Annotated in this window: 10 protein-coding genes and 1 pseudogene; 7 read left to right on the top strand and 4 right to left on the bottom strand. The window is 41.5% G+C overall.

What is annotated here, in order from left to right; all coding sequences use genetic code 11:
* Positions 1–161 precede the first annotated feature (161 nt).
* From L6472_RS07800 to L6472_RS07770, 7 genes and pseudogenes are all read left to right on the top strand, one after another.
* Positions 162–257, top strand: a pseudogene (locus L6472_RS07800) (DNA damage-inducible protein D); the annotation flags it as partial.
* A 107-nt stretch (positions 258–364) separates the two neighbouring features.
* Positions 365–2407 (top strand): site-specific DNA-methyltransferase, encoded by a 2043-nt coding sequence (locus L6472_RS07795; RefSeq protein ID WP_237803893.1) that lies wholly within the window; start codon positions 365–367, stop codon positions 2405–2407.
* A 6-nt stretch (positions 2408–2413) separates the two neighbouring features.
* Positions 2414–5374 (top strand): type III restriction-modification system endonuclease, encoded by a 2961-nt coding sequence (locus L6472_RS07790; RefSeq protein WP_237803892.1) that lies wholly within the window; start codon positions 2414–2416, stop codon positions 5372–5374.
* A gap of 12 nt (positions 5375–5386) precedes the next feature.
* On the top strand, positions 5387–6466 hold the full coding sequence (locus L6472_RS07785) for a hypothetical protein (RefSeq protein WP_237803891.1): 1080 nt from the start codon (positions 5387–5389) through the stop codon (positions 6464–6466).
* Positions 6467–6499: 33 nt separating this feature from the next.
* Positions 6500–7897, top strand: a complete 1398-nt coding sequence (locus tag L6472_RS07780) for a hypothetical protein (protein WP_237803889.1) — start codon at positions 6500–6502, stop codon at positions 7895–7897.
* Between the two features lie 179 nt (positions 7898–8076).
* Complete coding sequence (locus L6472_RS07775) at positions 8077–8424, top strand: ATP-binding protein (protein WP_237803888.1); 348 nt, start codon at positions 8077–8079, stop codon at positions 8422–8424.
* A 434-nt stretch (positions 8425–8858) separates the two neighbouring features.
* Positions 8859–11669: an AAA domain-containing protein gene (locus L6472_RS07770; RefSeq protein WP_237803887.1), complete on the top strand. Its 2811-nt coding sequence runs from the start codon at positions 8859–8861 to the stop codon at positions 11667–11669.
* Positions 11670–12169: 500 nt separating this feature from the next.
* On the opposite strand, the gene L6472_RS07765 is transcribed toward L6472_RS07770, so the two are convergent.
* From L6472_RS07765 to L6472_RS07750, 4 genes are all read right to left on the bottom strand, one after another.
* Positions 12170–12991, bottom strand: coding sequence for a metallophosphoesterase (locus L6472_RS07765; protein ID WP_237803886.1), 822 nt, complete (start codon positions 12989–12991; stop codon positions 12170–12172).
* Positions 12991–13755 (bottom strand): nucleotidyl transferase AbiEii/AbiGii toxin family protein, encoded by a 765-nt coding sequence (locus L6472_RS07760; RefSeq protein ID WP_237803884.1) that lies wholly within the window; start codon positions 13753–13755, stop codon positions 12991–12993. The genes L6472_RS07765 and L6472_RS07760 overlap by 1 nt, the downstream gene beginning before the upstream one ends.
* Positions 13749–14708 carry a DUF3891 family protein gene (locus tag L6472_RS07755; RefSeq protein WP_237803883.1) on the bottom strand — a complete coding sequence of 320 codons (960 nt, stop codon included), beginning with the start codon at positions 14706–14708 and terminating at the stop codon, positions 13749–13751. Before L6472_RS07755 ends, L6472_RS07760 begins: the two co-directional genes overlap by 7 nt.
* Positions 14709–14966: 258 nt before the next feature.
* Positions 14967–17597, bottom strand: a complete 2631-nt coding sequence (locus L6472_RS07750) for a DEAD/DEAH box helicase family protein (RefSeq protein ID WP_237803882.1) — start codon at positions 17595–17597, stop codon at positions 14967–14969.
* Positions 17598–17599: the final 2 nt, after the last annotated feature.

Here is a 17599-nt window from a genome sequence, read left to right as displayed (position 1 = left end):
GTCTACTAGTCAGATGGCAATGCTATTTGACAAAGAAGAATCCAACATCCGTAGGCATGTTATCAATGTTTTTAAAGAAGGAGAATTAGAACGTGAAAATAACGTGCAAAAAATACACGTTAATGGGATCAAGATGCCTGTTCCATATTAAGAGTGGAGCCCTTGCTGACCGCCTGCCAACTCTGACCATTGCCGCCAAGAACCTGGCGACGGAGATGACCAACTACAACGTTGAGCAGAAGGATCTCTATGGCGAGACAGATACTCAGAAACTGCCAAAGAAATAAAACAAGAAAATTATGGCTGCAATAAGTGACCTGATAGAAAAGAGTTAAGATAAATCCAAAGAAAAAAATATTGAGCAATGATACAACATATTATTAACAAGAACGAGACAGCAAGCCCTGTCAGCAGGGAGATGGCTGGATTGAAGGAGTACTTCCCGCAATGCTTTAATAGCCAAGGGGAATTCGATATTGACAAGTTCCGTGAGGCTATTCAGCCGCAGGTGGATGTCACTCGTGAAGGTCGCAGTTATGACTTCTTGGGTAAGAGTTATGCCCGTATGCTGTCGTCGCTGGATACCACGACGGTGATTCGCCCTGACACAGAGCACAACGCGAAGCCTGAGAACGCCAACAGCGAGAATATCTATATCAGTGGCGATAACCTCGATGCGCTGCATCATCTTACTAAGAGCTATGCCGGTCAGGTGAAGTGCATCTATATCGACCCGCCTTACAACACAGGAACTGACGGTTTTGTGTATAACGACAAGTTCAAGTTTACGGCAGAGGAGTTAGAGAAAAAGTTGAGCATCAGCCCTGACGAGGCCGAGAAGATTATTGCAATGACAAGTGGCCATCGTGCCAGCCACGCTGCTTGGTTGACGTTTATGATGCCTCGCCTCCAGTTGGCTCGCGACTTGCTGTCAAAAGATGGCGTAATCTTTATCTCCATTGACGATAATGAGCAGGCAAACTTAAAACTGTTATGCGACTATTTGTTTGGAGAAGAAAATGGTATTGGACCAATTATTCAAAATAAATTAAACTCTAAAAATGATACTTTAAATATTCAAAAGAATCATGAGTTTATATATTGTTATAGGAGATCCCAGGTTGTCAAAGGTGGGAAACTATCTGCAACTTTAGGTAGACAGTCTTTTGCAGAAAAGACAGTATTCAAAGAAGGAGATAAGTACTTTTATCTGAATGACCCAATTACGACACGAGGAGAAGGTGGAACTTTGAATAGCCGTGAAAATTTAGGATATACCTTTTATTATCATCCAGAGACAAAAGATGTCAAGGTCTTGGAAGACTATGACAAAGAACTTGCAAAAACGTCAAATGATGAGTCTGTTGTATATGCAGACAATTTAGATCTTATCAATGCTGGTTATATTGCGATACGTCCACCTAGAGTTAGAGGTAATTTGGGCGCATGGACATGGGAGATGGATAGAGCTAAAGATTCTCCAGAGTTAATGGTTAAGAAATTGTCGGGCTCTGATTCATATACTATCGTTAAAAGAACGTTTATTTCAGAAGATGACGTTTTTGAAAAAGATGGAACACTTAAATATATAAAAGAAACCATATCTAATTCAAAGAGTATTATTGAGTTTTCTACCAACGATGGAACTACAACCTTAAATGAAATAATGGAGAAGAGTGGATTGTTTAACAATCCTAAAAATGTTTCGATGTTGGAATACTTAATTAGCCTCGTAGACGGAAAGGACTTTACCGTTGTAGATTTTTTTGGTGGGTCCAGTTCTACTGCACATGCTATTATGAATTTAAATGCTGCTGATGAAGGATCAAGAAAGTTTATTCTTGTTCAGTTACCTGAAAAAATAAGCAGTACAAAAGCAGCATACAAAGCAGGCTACCGCACCATCGATGAAATCGGCATGGAGCGCATTAAGCGTGCTGCGAAGAAAATCAAGGAAGAGAATCCGCTGTTTGCAGGCGACTTGGGCTTTAAGCATTACACGCTGGAGGAAGTGCCTCAGAATACACTCGACAAGCTGGAAACCTTTGACCCCAACGTTATTCTGAGTACTGACGATACGCTGAATATGTTTGGACGTGATACAGTATTGGAAACATGGCTTGTTAATGATGGTTACGGATTGGGTGCTAAAACACAGGATGTCGTGCTAGACAAATATCACGCAACGCTCTGCGGACGCCATCTCTATCTGACGGATGCTGACTTTACGGAAGATGCTATGACAGCGTTGGTAGATCGCTATCAGAGTGATCCTGCGTTTAATCCCGACTGCATCGTGCTGTTTGGCTATAGTTTCGGCCACAATGCTAAGGATATGCTTGAGAAGAACAAGCCAACCATCAATCTGGTGAAGGATAAGAACATCATTATCGACGTGCGTTACTAAGGGGATATGGAACTGATATTACAAAACAATTTGCGGCACCAGCAATTGCCTGTAGAGGCTGTAGGTGACGCACTAAAGGAAGTGAATTGGCAGTCGCCAAAAGACTTTTATGCCAATCCGCTAATGTCGTGGTCGAACCGCTATCAGCTTAGTGCACCTATCTTTGAGGTGAAGAAACAACTGCTGCCAAATCAGCCTCAGAAGTTGCAGGAACCAGAAGAGGGCGCCCCTCTGAATCTTGATATCAAGATGGAGACGGGTACAGGTAAGACGTATGTTTATACCAAGACCATTTTTGAGTTGCACCAGCGCTATCGCCTGAATAAATTCATCGTCTGTGTGCCCTCGCTGCCTATCAAGGCAGGCGCAGAGCAATTTCTGAGCGACCTGTATGTGCAGCATCACTTCAAGAACGCCTGTGGTTATGATTGTGACCTGGAAGTTGGCGTATTGGAGGCTGCAAAGACGAAGAAAGGTAAGCGGTATTTCCCTGGTGTGGTGCGCAACTTCGTGGAAGGTTCTTGCCAACAGCGCAATAAGATATATGTACTGTTGCTGAACATGGCTCTGCTGACGAATGCACAGATATTGAAACGCAACGATTACGACTTTGGTGTGTTGGGCTTCTATCGTCCATTCGATGCATTGAGGGCTACACATCCTGTTGTCATCATTGACGAACCTCACCGCTTTAACCGCACCCAGTCGGCCTACACGCAAATTCTAAATGAGTTGAAGCCGCAACTGATACTGCGCTATGGTGCCACATTTCCTGAGATAACCGTAGGGCGTGGTAAGAATAAACTTGTAACGAAAGACTATCTGAATCTGCTCTACGACCTGAATGCCTGCGAGGCTTTTTCGCAGAATCTGATTAAAGGCGTTGCCAAGGAGCATTTTGAGTTGCAGGGACAGCAGCGCGAACGTGTTATCATCAAAGAGATTAATGAGCGCGAACGCAAGGTGACGTTGCAATATGGCAATCGAACGGAGGTGCTGCAAGCTGATGACCCTATCACTTTGGCACCAGAGATGCAGAACGTCAGCGTGGCTGCGGTAGAGAAAGGTTTGGTGACACTTTCTAATGGCAAGCAGTTCCATACCAGCGAACACTTCAGTCCGTCTGTCTATGCCCAGTCGTATCAGGAGGAAATGGTGAAGTTGGCTATTCAGCGGCATTTCGAAACGGAGCGTTTGAATTTTGAGCGTCCTCAGCGCATGAAGACACTGGCCCTGTTCTTTATCGATAGCATTCGTTCGTATCGTGGAGAGGGAGAGGAAAACGGTTGGTTGGCAGAGAAGTTTGAGTCGCTTCTGAAAGAACGCATTAAGATAGAACTTAGCAAACCTTGCTCAGACGATTATAAGGCATACTTGGAGGCAACGCTGAAAGACCCTCATGCTTGTCATGGAGGTTATTTTGCAGAGGATAACCAAAACAGCGACGAGGAGATAGCTCAGCAAGTGAAGGAGATTCTGCACGATAAGAAACAACTGTTGTCGTTCAAGAACGAAGATGGTAGTTGGAACGTACGTCGTTTTATATTCTCAAAGTGGACGCTGAAGGAAGGATGGGATAATCCCAATGTGTTTACCATTTGCAAGCTACGTTCCAGTGGTAGCGAAATTAGTAAGTTGCAAGAAGTTGGTCGTGGATTGCGCCTGCCAGTTGATGAATATGGTAATCGCAGCAGCGAAGAATTCCTGCTGAACTATATTGTAGATTTCGACGAAGCAGACTTTGCAGCCAAACTGGTTGCTGAAATAAACGGCCAGTCGCAGCAAGTAGCTATCACGGATAAGATTCCTATGGAGCTGATTCAACGGGTAGCAGAGAAACGAGGTGTGGATCAGTTCCAGTTGATGATGGAACTGGCTCAAAAGGGCTTCATAAAAGATTTGCAGGGAACAGTAAATGGTGATATGTTGGGTGAGTTGTATAATCAATACCCAGAGTTTGCTAATACAGGATTACCCAAGTCGAAAGTGATTGACCGTAATAAGAAGAATACCAATAAAATTAAGATTCGTCCGCAGGTGTTCGACCGTCTGCGCGACCTTTGGATGAAGATCAATAAGAGGTATATCATCTTCTTCGACCCCTTGCTGGAGAAAGAATTGGAGAAAGCACTACCAATGCTGTTCAGCGATGGTGTGTTCGCACAGAGCATCATTACCAGTCAAAGAGAGATAGTGGAAACTGACGATGGAAAAATGGCCTACGTTCAAGATACGGGCGTTTCATATCAGACAACAGGAAACCGTATGCCTTATAGCGAATTCCTAAAGCGAATCAATCGTGCCACAAGCGTACCTATCCGTACGCTTCACAAGGCAATGTGTGAGGGTATTGGTACAAAGCCGACCTTTTCACAAGATATGATTAACGATCAGTCGCTGGCTCGTATCATCAGCAATATCACGAATTGGAAGATAGAAAACTCCATGAGTCAGTTTAAATATAAGCAGACAGCTTATGACGTAAAGCGTACAAGGCTTACTGACGAGAACGGCAAGTTGTATGAAGACATCGTGCAGAGTTACATTGGCAATCATCTGGATAGTGCAAGAGTGGCTGACAGATACCTCTACGATGCATACACATACGACAGTGAATTGGAGCAGACAAATCTTAGGACCTCTGATATTGACGAGGTCATCGTGTTTGGAAAGATTCCACGTAAGAGTATTGCTATTCCAACGATTACAAACGACTCGTATAGCCCTGACTTTATGTATATGGTAAAGAAGACAGATGGCACTAAGGAACTGAATATCATTGTCGAGACCAAAGGTGTTGATGTGCCTGCACATTTACGAGACGTTGAGAAGAAGAAAATTAGCTGTGCCGAGAAGTTTTTTAATCAGCTTCGTGAGGACTATCCTGAGTTAAATGTCAACTTTAGGGATCAACTCAATAACCAACAATTGCGTACAATTATTGACAATGTTATAAATTCGAACTAAATACCTAACGATATGAACGAGAAACTATATTTGGATACGCTCAAGAAGTATCAGAAGTGGGCGAAAGAGAACAAAAAGCAGGTTGAGCAGGACTTCACCGAACGTCGTGCTATGTGCGAAGATATGCAAGCCTATTCGAAGGAAAGATTTGCCAAGCTTACGGAAGAAGAATTCTATGAGCTGATTGCTCCACTTTGGGCTATGCGAATATGGGGCAACAAGAAGTATTATATCGACAACATTGTGGAAAGCAACGGAATGGAGTTAATCCGTGAGCAGCTGACAGAGTTGTTCTGGAGCAAACATTCCATAGAGAAACGCTGGGACGACTTCCGCAGTAAAATCAAAGGTATTGGCCCTGCCATTATGAGCGAACTGCTGAACAAGTTCAATCCTGATGAGTATCTGTTGTGGAACCGAAAATCGCTGACGGCTTTTCTCGCTTTAGGGATAGAAAAGGTTCCCAAGCAGAATGCAAGTCTCGATGGCAAACGGTATGCTTATCTCTGCAAGATTGGTAAGTCGCTCGTTGAACTGGCTAAGTCGAAGGGATATTCCGAAATTGACAATATGCTTGCCTTGGATTACTTCTATTGGCAAGAGTTGCAGATAGATATTCCTATAGATGAAGTAATTGAAGAAGAAAAACCTGAGACGGAGAAGCAGAAGACCTTTGTGCATAATGATGTGCGCGACCGTATCTGCGACATTGGTTCATTCCTCGGCTTTAAGGCTTATAGAGAGAAGAAGGTTGCCGACGGTGCTGTTGTTGATGCCATCTGGGAAGTGTCAGTAGGTAATATGGGGCGCGTGACATACGTCTTTGAAGTACAGACAAACGGCAGTATCGACAGCCTGTTGATGAACTTGATGAGGGCAAAGAACAACCCGTCAGTTCAGGGTATTGTGGCAGTATCGGATGCCAAGCAGATAGAGAAAATCAAGAAAGAAGCAGCCAGCGTGAAAGCAATTCGTGATGACTTGAAGTATTGGGATTACAACGACGTGCTGAAGGTATATGATTCCCTTTCTTCTGCCTATGAGTCAATCAACAAGCTGCATCTGGTGCCGGAGGGGTATAATATTCTATAAAAACGAAATGCGAATCAATATTCAATCTCCATTATGAAAGAACTATACAAAGTCCGTAAAATTGAGCTTTCTTTACTCGACCGTGAATCGCATGAACCTTATAGGGAAATGGAATGTGAGTTTGGTAGAGTAATGGATGATTGTGGAATATTGTACCTTGAAACTCATATTTTCAATGATGAGGATTTCGTCCTCTTTAACTACAATAGTTTAGGTTGTCCTGCGAGTGCAAAAATGTCGTCTTTCGATGATATTGAAATAGAAATACCCTTCATGGCATATACAAAAATGTCAACCAAGGAGAAGAAGGTGACATTTAAGTGTTTTGACTATATTACTGTTCATGAAGAGGATGTTTTTTATTCTTATCAAAAAGATAAAGATAAAGATCTCTCGCCTATACAATTGTTGAGAATTGATTTCTGGGGTTTAGATTTGCTTATTCCATCATGGCCAGTAACAAGTCTGATGGTTAATGACGCACCGTTTGATATTCATATACAAAAAGATGCTGAGACAAGTGTAATGTTTGCAACTTTCCCCATTAATGAAACTGTTGAGCACAATACTCTGACATTAGACTTGTTTCAATTATTTCGCTACTCATTAGCTGGATACTTATCTCTAATTAATGGGGCGCAGGTACAAATTACCAAAGAATATTATAATGGCTTCTTTAGAATATACTCGTATAACAGAACCGAAAACACGGGACGTTCATATTATGCGTGTGGAAACGCAAATGTATTTCGGCCTGCCCCTATTCTTTTTGAATTTGACAATTATGTCAGGTGGAATCATTTGCTAGATCTCAACAAGTTCGTCTATCACCTATGTTCTGCTCAACAACTACTCTATTGCGAAGATAGTGCATTTATTCTTATATTGGTGTTGGAAGGATTATGCAAAAAATACATCAGCATACATAAAAAGGAAAAGAAAACACCAACAAAAATCTCACCAGATACTTTTGAGGATATAAAAGAGCAGTACATAGATTTACTTGAAAGACATGATGATATTCCTGTTGATAATAAAAAAAGTTTTAAGAATGCAATAAACAAACTTAATGATGTTAGTACTGCAACATCTAAGTTTTATCTTATTCTTGATGAGCTAAACATCCAACAGACAAAAGAAATAAAGTGTCTCATCAAAGGGGTTAGGAACACTTTAGTACACGATGCAGTATTAAATGATTACTACGATTATGTCCTACTTTCAGAACTCATAAGGGAGATTATATTGAGGCTAATCAGTTCAACGGTTGAGAGACATTCTGAGTATAAAAGTCAAGCTATAATAGGGGATGCTCCGAACCTTTCGTATAATGAATTTGTCGCAAAGAATGAATTGGATGTGGATAATAATGTTATCTTCTCCCAATATGACAATCGAATCAAGCTTAGGATTACGAAAGGTAATATTTGAAAAGATGAAACGGAAAGAGAATAAGAATGTGCAGAATTACGGGACGGTTCCTTGATCCGCTGAAGATGGCTGAAAGTATTACGGATTTACGGACTTCGAAGACACGGAAATAAGAACGGAATAAAAACGTTATAAGAATATATGGCACTTACAATAGATGAACTGAAGGAACTGATACAGTGCTATATAGTACAACATATATTGAGAACTGGGGCTCGGGGGTGAAGCGCATCATGGAGGCTTGCCAGAAGAGAGGTGTAGCAGCGCCAACATGGACAGTCAATGGTGGCTTTGTTGTAGTGATATTTAAGAGGCCTGTAAAGGGTGTCCCTCAAGATGTCCCTCAAGATAATGAACTTGATGATTGGATAGAGAAACAGATCCGAAATAACCCTCAAATCTCAACAGGAGATTTGGCCAAATTGAGTAATCGAAGTTCAAAAACTATCAAGCGTCATCTTGCCAAAATGCCGCATATCCGTTATGTGGGTAGTGGTTATAGCGGTCATTGGGAGATTGTGGAATGACAGAATCATCAGGGACTGCAGGATCTCAGGGATAAGCGCTTTGATTCGCAGGAAGGAGGCTAAAAGGTGTGAGATGGATGTTGGAAGAAAAACTCCGAGCTCTGCTCGCCTGAGCATCTCAAAGAGCGCAATAAGATGTAATACAGAACGGATTAAACGCGTTATACGAAAGATGGACAAAGAGAATAAACTGATACTGTATAAGGATGAGGAAGGCAGGGTGAGTGTGAATACTCGCTTAAGGAATTGAGCGAAGAGGGAACTCGAAAGGAATTCTTACAAGTTCGTCAAGAGGGCAAAAGACAAGTGCGTCGAAACCCGTGAAGCGGTTGAAAAATCTGAATGACGATTCGGATGGTGGCGACAGCAGTGGAACTGGCGAATCTTGATTCTATCAAGATGATAGAAGAGGACGCTAAGAAGAAGGTGTAATCATGGATTGTAAAATGCCAAACTCATTCATAATCATTAAAGGTCAGCCCAAGGCTTTGCAGATAGAGCAGTTCCAGATGGGCGGTAATGGTGTGTACGACGTAAAGTTCAAGTCTTCGCCTCGTACATATCATTACAGGTATAATGATGTGGTTTGGTTGAAGGATGCCGTCTGGCATGATCATCTGTATTGTAAGGTTTACATCGGTGGAAGAGAACAGCATAATGTTGAAGACATTCGTTCCTTCCAACATGGTGAACAAACGCATTGGCGTATTACATTCAACAATGGTTATGTTCAAGACTACCTTCATGGTAGTATTCATGTGGTAGAATCGTGTCTGGCAGACGACATCGCAAATAATGCTTTTGAATTTCTAAAGCGTATTGCACAGGTTAATGAACTGGGTAAGGATGAAGAGCATGGTGGCATCCTTCCTGCGCTTTATGAAAAGATAGACTTCATTGATAAGGAGTTGGCCGCAGTCCCATATCTTAACCCAAATGTATATCATGTCAAGAGGCATCGGGTATCTGACCTGATTTTTCCTTTTGGCTGTAACTCCAGTCAAGAGAAAGCCGTTACTGCTGCCTTTGAGAATCAAATCAGCGTGATTCAAGGTCCTCCAGGAACAGGAAAGACTCAGACCATCTTGAATATCATTGCCAACATCTTGGTACAGGGAAAAACGGTGATGGTAGTATCGAACAATAACTCTGCAACAGCCAATGTGCTGGAGAAATTGCAGAAGTATGGGCTGGACTTCATTGTGGCATCATTAGGAAAGAGGGAAAACAAAGAAGTCTTTGTCAATAACCAACCTGTTGTTCCAGATGAATTGCAGACATGGAGTTTGTCGATGACAGATTCGTTCCAAGAGAAACGAAGAGTGGGGGATACTCTGAAACAACTGCGGAAAGTGTTTGATTTGCAAGAGAGTTTGGCTTCTACGAAGCAAGAACTGAAGGCCATAGAACTGGAGTGGGAGCATTTTAAGCAGGACAATCAGATAGACGAAGAAATCTATTCGCCAAAAAGAACTGCTAAATCCCAACGTATTATGAATCTTTGGTTCCGCTATCAGGCCTACGCTGAAGGCGATGCTGTTACATCCAGTACATTTGGCCAATTCGTGGAACGCATCAAGTGGGTTTGGATGAATTTTGCCAGAAAATATCTTCTTGGCGTAAAGTCGCCGTTAGATAGAAACAATATTCTGCCGACCATCTTGGAGCTACAGGCATTGTACTATATTGTGAGAATTAAGGAATTAACCGTTCTCATAGACAGCCACACGAGTCAGCTCGCCTCCTATAACGCAAAGGCATTGTCATCCGCTCTAACTGATCATTCGATGGCAGTTCTGAAAAATTCTCTCAATGGAAAATACAGCAAGAATCAACGCAGGGTGTTTAATGACGTAAAAGAATTGCACCTTCATGCAGAAGAATTATTGAATCAATACCCAGTTGTCCTGAGCACAACGTTTTCTGCAAGAACATCTGTTCCTGACATGGTTTATGATTACCTTATTATGGACGAAGCCTCGCAGGTCTCTATCGAAACGGGTGCTTTGGCTCTTACTTGTGCCAGAAACGCTGTAATAGTGGGTGATACTCTCCAGCTCCCTAACGTGGTAACAGATGAAGATAAGTTGAAATTGGACACTATATTCAAAGAATATAAAGTGCTGGAAGGGTACAACTGTGCAAAGTACAGCTTTCTGCAGTCTGTCTGTGCAGTCATGCCAAACGTCAAGCAAACCTTGCTCAGGGAGCACTACCGCTGTCATCCCAAAATCATCAACTTTTGCAATCAGCGTTTCTATGGTGGGAATCTGTTGATTGTGACGGAAGACAATGATGAGCCTAACGTACTGACAGCCATCAAAACAGCTCCAGGACATCATACGCGTGGTCACTATAACCAGCGCGAGATTGATGTGGTAAAGGAGGAAATCATGCCAAACTTGCAAGATGAAACGGATATTGGTATCATTACACCATATAACCAACAGGTGAATGAATTTAATCATCAGATTCCCACTATAGAGGCCGCCACCATTCATAAGTATCAGGGACGAGAAAAGGACACCATCATCATGAGTGTCGTGGATGACGAGATATCCGAGTTTGCTGATGATCCCAATTTGTTGAATGTTGCCATATCAAGAGCAAAGAAACATTTCTACTTGGTCGTTTCGGGTAACGAGCAGGAACGAAAAGGGAATATTACGGAGTTTATAGACTATATCGCCTACAACAATTTCTCAGTAACGGAGAGTAAAATCAGTTCTATTTTCGATTATCTCTATAGTCAATATACAGCAGAACGTATGGCGTTTCTTGCCGGTCATCGTAACATCTCAGAATACGACTCAGAAAACCTGACATTCTCATTGATTGAGAACATCCTGCGTGAGTACCCTGAATATTCTCACTTGGGCGTATTCTGTCATACTCCGCTAAGGACCATTATAAGAGACTGGTCGCTTCTCAATGATGAAGAGCGCAAATATATCTCTCATTATGCAACCCATCTTGACTTTCTTATAGTAAACCATGTTAGCAAGAAACCGTTATTGGCAATTGAGACAGATGGGTACAACTTCCATAATGAAGAAACTGCTCAACATCGACGTGACGAAATGAAAGACCATATCCTTGAAGTGTATGGTTTGCCATTACTTCGTTTGTCAACGACTGGTAGTGGGGAAAAGCATAAGATAATAAATGCCTTAAAAGATCATATTCTGCATGCTATTTCTGTCAAAATTCATAATAATTGCGAAGATGGAGATAAATTTCTATAATAATTGGAGTATTCTATAGTTTTGCTATATATTGGAGAGATTTTTTCAACTATTATATATATCACTTTCCCACGCAGAATCTACTTTCCGATTCAGAAGTTACTATCTGTAAATATAAGTGGCTGATAGTCAGTGTAAACACATCTTTTTAAGGTAACAAAAGTGACAGTGATGCTCATCGTCATTTCTAACCTATTTTGAGAAACGCATTTGATGACAAGGTTTCAACGTCGGAAGATAAAAGGTTTAGTTTAGGTTATAGATATATAATATGGGGATAAACTAAACCGCCCCTTGCCCAATTGAAACCAAGCTAACCATCTCTTTCTTTTTTGACGGCAGAAATCAGAATCCTTTAATACAGGTGTTTGGTTGATAGGAAATATAAATTCGGCAACAAAATGTATTTATTGCCGAATTTATATAATCGTACAAAACTACTACACTTCTGTCTAATAGTAGTATGTTTGTACAGAATGGCGTTATAAAACTTGATTTTGTCAAGGGGTAATTTCAGCCAGTTCCATGATGTCTAACATCTTGAATAGGACTCCATCAATAGATGAACGCCAGCTTTGATGAAAGTGACCGTAATACCAATGTGTAAGTGGCTCGGGCACAGCTCTCAATTTGGTATAGATTGCATCCATTGTCTCACGTTCCTTTTGTACATCATCTAACAGACTGTTGTCATATATTGCCCATTGCAGTAATCCGTCTTTGTTCAGTAGCTCACAGAAAGATGGAGCAGTATGCGTCACTACTGTATCTATCTTATGCAAGTTGGTTATCTCAGATAATAAGTCATTGTTGAAAACTGGAGCTTCATCTTGCCAATAATAGTTGGGTGAAAGAAGTTCAATGTCAGAAGAGTTATGGCTGTACCTATGTGCCTTTCTTTGATTGTGTTCCCATGCATCTATTCTTGGCTGACGGTCAACAGATATTGCTCCACCCACACAGAGTATGGTGTGACCATTGGCTTTGACTACAGAGTAGTCGGGAATGCAAGTAAACCTTTTATGCCGGAATGTCTTTCCGTCAAAGTAAGCTGGATTGTCATGGTTGCCACGGATGAAAAGGAACCAGTTGTTGGATTCATTTACTCGCTTGGCATTGCGCTTGACAATATTCTCATAGTACCCTTTTCTTTCAAAGCCAAAGCCACAATCTCCTGCTACAATGACTAGAGTATCTTTCATCTGATATTGGACACAAACTTTATTCACGAGGAGATTGAAGTCACCGTGAATGTCGCCACAGATAACAATGTTGCGGCAGTCCGGAAAATTGTATATGTTGTGATGCGTTTCAGTTCTCATTATAGGAACACCGTGTTGAAGAGGTCAAGAAGACGCTGGGCATCCAAACCTCTTAGTCCTGCATTCTTGAAAAAGTCTGGATCAGGCAATTCTCCTATCTTTTGATAGAAATCACTCATGTCATTCCTCAATTTCTCTGGGAGCGAGAATCGAGAGTCTTGTGGCAGCATGGCTATCAGCCTGAACACATCTTTCTTATGTTTCTCGATGTCACGGCTGTCTACCTGTTCACCTTCGGCTTTTCTGTCCAGCATTTCCGTGTATGCCTTGGCTTTGAGACAAATGAGAGCTTCTGGACTTGCTACATGGATGCCGTCTATATTCCTGCTATGCTCTATAGTGAACGCATAGTAGTCATCATCCATCAAGATAGCTGACAAACTGGACAAGTCTTCTCCTACACTTATGGGTTCTATGTGTGCATTGGATGGCAGGTTGAGGATTCCTGTGCTACGTGCGAACAGTTCAATTTGCTTCGGATATGTCTTATCTTCTGGATTTACAAAGCGATAGTATTCATGCTTGAACTCGTTCTCTCCTTTGCTTCGACCAGCGTAATTGGCTGACTTGATTAAATCCCACAAGCGGGCTCCGAAATCAGGAGTGAGTGCTTCTACTACAAGAACAAGGTCAAGATCCTTCGTTGCACGAGGATTCATGTCGAGTTCTTCTTCAAGCAGATTGCAGGCTGCACCTCCTATCAGCACATACTTGTCCTTATAATCATTGAAATATTCCTTCCAGCGTTCAATTCCTGTTACCATTTCATTTTTTCAATTAAAGTGTCACATTCCATTTGTATTCTTTCGTCTTCGCTGTCCTTCATGCACAGATAGAGCGATAGCCTGTCTGCCCATTCACCATCAGACAGCAGGGCTGGAGAGTATTTCCATACTTCCACCTTTATGTCGCCAAATTCCTTATTCATCATGGCGGCATTAATTTTTGCTGTTGCTTTGTCTATCGCAACGACTGGAGTTGCAGGCTCCGCAAGCATGGTGTAATGTCCCATAGCAGTCTCTCCGGCCATCAAACTTCCCTCAGGTTTTGTGTCGGTGAAAAGTATGCGCTCTATAGGCGATGTCATCAACGGAAGGGATTTGTTCCAAAGCTCTTCCTTGCACATCGTTATCTGAACATGTTTCTGTTTGCCTCCAACAAGGGCTATGATGTTATTGGTCACAAGCCATCGAAGAGCGACGTTAATAGTCGGGTATGCCAAGCCTGTTAGTTCCGTTATCTCCGAAGCGGTAAGTCCGTCTATTGTTTTTGTTTCAAGATGATAGAGCACCAGCAACTGGGATACAGGTGGCATCTTCTCAGGCATTTCTTTGACCGTGTTCTTCAGTTCACGCAATACGATTAGCATACTTGGGATGAACACGATTTTCCCAGGTACAATAAAATCAACCTTTGCTTGGGTGAGCCGAGCTATCTGATAGGATGCAACTGATTCTAAAGCAAAGATGACAGGATGATGGAATGTCTCTATCATCTTAGCTTGATGTTTGGCTAACTGCATTGGCGTTATGCCGTCACCTGTAGGTATAGCAATAGTGACTTGCATTTCCATGAACTCAAGATCATAAAAGCTATAACTGGTAGCAATCGCCAATGGCAACTTTTTATCTTCGCCTTTGGCATGAGTAAGTCTCCTTGTCTTGAAGCCTGTCAACTCTTCCAGATAATCTGTTGCTGTTGCTATATTATATTTCATTTTGCAAATTATATTATGTGTGATATTTTGTGCAAAAATACGTATAATATTAAAATCTACCAAAGTTTTATCACAAAAAAGTGCATTTTTGAGTTATTTTAGTCTTATTTTTGACAAATAACAATGTTTTTCCTCCTTGTAATTCATAACGAATGTGCCATATTTATTCAAATCAATCATCTTCTAATACAATTTAGTTTAGCTATATAAGGAGTAATTATTTTTAGATGGCTTATAATGAATTGTATAGTCCAAGCATCATTGCCATTTTGACATTCGTTTTGAAACATTCCTCTTTATTGCAGAGAATGCATACTTGCGGGCTTTTAGTAGGACTTTCCGCCCCTCGGTACTTCTAGTGTATACAACATCGCAATTTCCGATATAGGTTCTCCAAATCTTCATAAAAATCTCTAAGCTTTTCTTGTTCGGAGAAATTACGGACGGAATAGCAAAATAATCCGTTTGATTTATTAAGTTGTGGAATCGTTCATGCCGAACTAGCAGATATCTTGGGTTTTCCACAGGATCAAGAAACTCTTGCAAGCATTGGATGAACAAATTGTTCTCCTCTGCAGGAAGATTTACACATGACACATACATTGTTCCCTTATCATTACTGACTTGCAAACCGACCTGTTTGAGGGAGGTTTTTACGAGTCCTTGACTGGAGAGGGTTTCCAAAATGACGATGGATATTTGTTTTAAGACACCTTCCACCGTCCCTGTACGAATGAATTTTAAGGCAACAAGACCCATCAAGAAAACGACAACCACAAAACCGGAAACCCGAATTAGTTGAGGTTGGTTTAAAAGAAATGGTATTACAAGAGCCAAGAACCAGATGTAATACAAATATCCTCTATAGCACAGCGACTTTATGGTTAAAGAATTGGTCTGTAGACCAGAAGATAGACCGATGGAAGGCTTGTTCTCATAACCGATATACAAGGCATCGTTCCACCATTGACGTGTCAATTCCCGATTCTTTGCCAAGGAGAAATTGGTTTGAAGATTTCCCGACGTATTAGGCCTACAAACCCGCTCAATTCCTGAAATAATTTCGTGGTTCCCGAAATAGGAGGGAGCCTCAAATCCCTCAAAACGAGAGGAAATTTGAGCGAGGTCGTAATTATAGTTTTTAAATGAAGGATCATAAGTAGCTAGATGCCAAATATTTGACACCTTGTCTGGATGATTCAAGTCGATGCGGATGGCCCGCCCTCGCATCTGGTTGGAAAGCATATAGGAGCTCACTGTACTAGAGAGAATCAACGAGTTGATGGACGGAGCATCCCAACCTTCTCCAAGCAAGGATTGAGTACCTACAAGCACTGTCAGGTCTCCATCGTTGAACAGCTCGGTTACTAAACGGACAATATGGTTGCGGATGGATTCCTTGGGAGTAATCCGTATGTAGTCTTCGTTTCCCTCAAAAAATTCCAAGTTGACGGCATCATTGGCAACGTCATTGTCAGAAAGCAGGTGCTGAAATTTTCCTACGATAGTTGCAGGCAACAGAATTAACGATCCGCATAGAACACCCAAAGAGATTCTTCCTTGGAATTCTGTTTTCAATTTCCGCCAAATAGGTACGACGCCAAGCATAGAGTAGTCAGGGCAGCTCAGTCTGATGTAATCGGTCAGAATGACCATCCTCAAATTTTTTTTTAGCAGACTGTTCTCCAATTCGACGATGTTGACTATGGAGTCCAATTTTCCAATGCTATTGGCAATCTGTCGGTAGAACTTGTCGTTTCCGTCAAGAATTACTTTTTTTCCATTTGTCAATCCCATTTGTCTTGCTAGACTGTGATACTCACTGCTAATAGCCTTCATGTCCTTCCATTCCTCTTTCTCTACAGAAAAGAACTCATTCAGAAAAGTCATCGCCTGCTTGATGTCGAATATAGGAATATCCTTTGAAGTTGCATCAAACAGGTCTAAAAAACGACGAGGAATCGAGTATCCTTCCTCATTCAAAAGAGAGACGATAGATACATAAAATTCAGGCTTTTCCAAAATGGCTTCAATCTCGTTATCTGTGGCTTGAAGGAAGCGCATTTTCGATAAAAGTTCATGTAATCTTGTATCTTCCCTCAGTTTCTCCATCAAAACATTGACGTTTCGCCTATGGTTTTCGAACAAATTGCGCTCGTGCGGGTGGAGTCGCGAGAAATGAATGAAATCCTGATGAGGGCACAGATCTCCGTTTTTTACCAATTCGGGAATGGAGATTACCTCATCGATGTCGCCGCATAGCGCTTGATACCGATTCCATTCGTTGATGTCTGCATCATAAGGAGGTGTGGCGGTAAGGGAAACTGTCTGTGCTGGCTTCAGATGCTCTACCAAATATGACAATGCCTTCCACCACTCTTTTCTAAGATGGTGTGCCTCGTCGAAGCAAAGCAGAGATACATTAGCGGATAGGAGGATGTTGATAATTTCCTCGGCTTTCTCCATTCGAAATCGGTTGGAAATGGTAATAGAATATAACTTTTCCTTTCCATCATTTTCAACGGGTTGACAGTCTTCTGAGTCATCATCATGCCCGCAAAATGCGGCCAGCAAGGCTTGATATGTAACGATAGTGAGAAAACCAGGGTTACGGATATCTGTTGAGACAATCCCAAAATCTTTCTTTTGTAGAAAAGAAGAAAGAATCCGTTCCTTCCATTGATTTTTAATAGTATTCGTCGGACATAGAATTAGGGATGCTCGATTCAAACGCGATATAACTTCTATTCCCAAAGTGGTTTTTCCGGCACCTGGTGCAGCAACGATATGAAGTTTGTTGTCACGCAAATGGAAATCTAAATCATCAAGAATTCTTTTCTGATAACTTCTCCATACTCCGTTAAAATGAAGGATACTTTTTTTAGTCATGC

Source organism: Prevotella sp. E13-17 (genome assembly GCF_022024035.1).
Taxonomy (GTDB): domain Bacteria; phylum Bacteroidota; class Bacteroidia; order Bacteroidales; family Bacteroidaceae; genus Prevotella.
The sequence above is the reverse complement of the archived record's forward strand: the minus strand, read 5'-3'. Positions and strand labels throughout refer to the sequence as shown.

Coding starts and splice junctions, on each gene's coding strand:
- L6472_RS07780 (WP_237803889.1), top strand. CDS start 6,500: ATGAAAGAACTATACAAAGTCCGTAAAATTGAGCTTTCTTTACTCGAC.
- L6472_RS07765 (WP_237803886.1), bottom strand. CDS start 12,991: ATGAGAACTGAAACGCATCACAACATATACAATTTTCCGGACTGCCGC.
- L6472_RS07755 (WP_237803883.1), bottom strand. CDS start 14,708: ATGAAATATAATATAGCAACAGCAACAGATTATCTGGAAGAGTTGACA.
- L6472_RS07795 (WP_237803893.1), top strand. CDS start 365: ATGATACAACATATTATTAACAAGAACGAGACAGCAAGCCCTGTCAGC.
- L6472_RS07790 (WP_237803892.1), top strand. CDS start 2,414: ATGGAACTGATATTACAAAACAATTTGCGGCACCAGCAATTGCCTGTA.
- L6472_RS07785 (WP_237803891.1), top strand. CDS start 5,387: ATGAACGAGAAACTATATTTGGATACGCTCAAGAAGTATCAGAAGTGG.
- L6472_RS07770 (WP_237803887.1), top strand. CDS start 8,859: ATGGATTGTAAAATGCCAAACTCATTCATAATCATTAAAGGTCAGCCC.
- L6472_RS07750 (WP_237803882.1), bottom strand. CDS start 17,597: ATGACTAAAAAAAGTATCCTTCATTTTAACGGAGTATGGAGAAGTTAT.
- L6472_RS07760 (WP_237803884.1), bottom strand. CDS start 13,755: ATGGTAACAGGAATTGAACGCTGGAAGGAATATTTCAATGATTATAAG.